This window comes from Desulfobaculum sp. (assembly GCF_054921475.1).
The window spans coordinates 1-2568 of the sequence record NZ_JBUDSW010000370.1; the positions used below are offsets into that span (position 1 = coordinate 1).

General features: G+C 61.6%; 2 protein-coding genes. One reads left to right on the forward strand and one right to left on the reverse strand.

From position 1 onward, the window contains the following. Positions 1-163: 163 nt before the first annotated feature. The gene (locus ACY69P_RS16040; RefSeq protein ID WP_462328206.1) at positions 164-1045 is read right to left on the reverse strand and encodes an AraC family transcriptional regulator; all 882 of its coding nucleotides are present in this window, start codon (positions 1043-1045) and stop codon (positions 164-166) included. A gap of 172 nt (positions 1046-1217) precedes the next feature. On the opposite strand from ACY69P_RS16040, the gene ACY69P_RS16045 reads away from it, so the two are divergent. Then, positions 1218-2141 carry a DMT family transporter gene (locus ACY69P_RS16045; protein ID WP_462328207.1) on the forward strand — a complete coding sequence of 308 codons (924 nt, stop codon included), beginning with the start codon at positions 1218-1220 and terminating at the stop codon, positions 2139-2141. Positions 2142-2568: the final 427 nt, after the last annotated feature.

Sequence of the window (2568 nt, forward strand, 5' to 3'; positions counted from 1 at the left end):
TTCTTCGCGATCACAGCGCCGACCCGCAGGCATCAGCGCCTGCGCCCGTGACGGCACCGCCGTCAGCCCTTTTTTGTCATCTGTTCCCGTCACGCACAGAGCAAGTGGCGGCAAGAAGCGCCCTCCCCTGCCACAACCCAGCGCAGCCCCGCATGCGCCGCCGTCACCGGCGCGCCACAGGAACGCCGGATGCCACGCGCCCGCCGCGGCGGTACTGAACGGGCGTTGCTCCGGTGAACTGCTTAAAAACGCGGGAAAAATGACTTTGGTCGGTAAAACCGAGCTGTGCGGCAATATGACTGATGGACAGGTCCTGCTGGAGCAAAGCCTTGCCTTCGTTGACCCGGAGTTGATTCTGGTAGGCATGGGGCGCAAGCCCCACTTGCGCCTGAAAGAGGCGAAGCAAATGATAGCGGCTCATATTGGCGGCCTGCGCCAACTCATCAAGCGTAATTTTCTGCTGCACGCGCTGCGCGATGTAGTCCTGCGCCCGCGCAACGGCTGGTGAGCCGGATTCCGCCGGTGCGCCGACGTCGCGCGCCGCCATGCCGCGCTCCTGCCTCATATAGAGCTGCAGCACATCCGCCACAGCACCCAGCAGGCAGGACTGCTTCTGCAAAGGCCCACACTCGGCCGCAATGGCCTCGCATGCCTTTTTCCACCGCGCATACAGGGCCGGGCTCTCCACAACCGGGTGCGAAAACTGCGGCAGAACGGCGTCCGAGCCAAACATCTCCCGCGCGCCACGCTCCAGAAATGACGCATCGATGTAAAACATCCAGTACACCATGACGGATGCGGCGTCGGGATTACAGGCGTGCGCCACGTTTGGCGGAATAATCACCAGCTGCCCGCCGCGTACGCTGTGCCACGCATCGCGCAGGGCAAACGTTGCAGAACCGCGCTCCACCAGTCCAACCGAGTATGCGGCGTGCGTATGCCGCCGGAATGCTTCCTTGTGGTAGCTGGAATACCGAAGCTCCACGCCCGGCAAGTCGGCATCCCGCCAGAACTGAACAGTTGTATTTTCCGGCAACTTTCCCATGTGTCTCTCCAAGTCGCGCCAGCGCGGCGTGCGCCATGCAGTGTGGGCATTGTTGTATATCCCGCATCACCGCCAGAGCAAGCCCTGCCGGATGGATTCCGCAATTTCGTACAATACCGCCGCCCGCAATGGCTGTAACCTCCTGCCTGACGCATACTGAGAAGGAGATATCATGGAACACGTTGAGAAAGCGCAAATAGCGCACGGCGCCGGCGCAGCGCCAGATTTGCCAATCCGCAAAACCTTCGCCCTGTTGTGCCTGATGGGCGCGGTTGTCTTATGGGGCACATCCTTTATGGCGACCAAAATCGCTTTGGCCGGTTTCTCCCCGCCCATGGTCATCTGGCTTCGCATGACCCTCGCTTCGCTTTTGGTGGTCGCGCTGTATCCCCGCATCCCCAAGCCGCAGTACCGGGCCGGGGACTGGAAGGTGCTTGGGATTCTGTGCCTGATGCAGCCCTGCCTGTATTTTCTGCTGGAAAGCTACGCCATCACCCTGACGACCTCGTCGCAGGCGGGTATGATTTCCGCGCTGGTGCCCCTGCTGGTGGCATGCGGCGCCTGGCTTGTGCTACGCGAGCCTCTGTCCATCCTCGGCATAACCGGGGTAACGGTCTCCATGGGCGGCGTGGTGTGGCTCTCCATAAGCGGCAGCCCGGACGCCACCGCGCCAAACCCTGCCCTCGGCAATCTGCTGGAGGTCGGCGCCATGTGCTGCGCCGCCTTCTACATGGTGGTGATGAAGCGCCTTTCCGTGCGCTACTCCACGTGGTGGCTCACAGGACTGCAATGCGTTAGCGGCGCGGTCTTCTACCTGCCCACTCTCGCCTTTACCGGCCTTCCTCCGGTTGAGGGCGTTTCGGGTGCGGCGTGGCTGGCCGTCCTCTATCTTGGCTTTTTCGTTACGCTTGGGGCGTTTGGCCTCTACAATATGGCGATGACGCTTATGCCCGCGGGCAAGGCCGCGCAGGCCATCAACCTCGTCTCGCCCGTCGCGCTGCTTACAGGCTGGGCGCTCCTTGGCGAGTCCCTCTCGCTCATGCAACTGGCCGCCTGCGCCGTTATCGGGCTTGGCGTGTGGATTGGCAGAAACTAACCCCACCCGGCGGCGCTCCGCGCCCCGGCAGACGAAAAAACCAATTCCCCCCAGCCGCGTCGCTCCCCCCCGGAGCACTGCCCCCTAGAGCACTGCCCCCGTCCGCGCACACGCCGCAACACGTGAGTGCGGACGGGGGCGCTGCGCGGCATCTTTGCAACCCATCCCGCTGATTGAACGATCAAACTACAGAACCGCACGCAATTACACCTCGCTGACTGTTCAATCAATGAACAGCACACATGGCGCAACGCACTGACCAAACAAGCCACAAGCAGAGCCACACAGAACAACACCTTGCCACGCTTCTGCGTGCGCACAGCACAACCAAATGCGCAAAAGTACCATCCCACCGCACTTTCCACTTGCGATAAACAACACCTGTTTGGTAGAAAATTGTCAGTCACAACAGTCTGTTTAAGGAGGA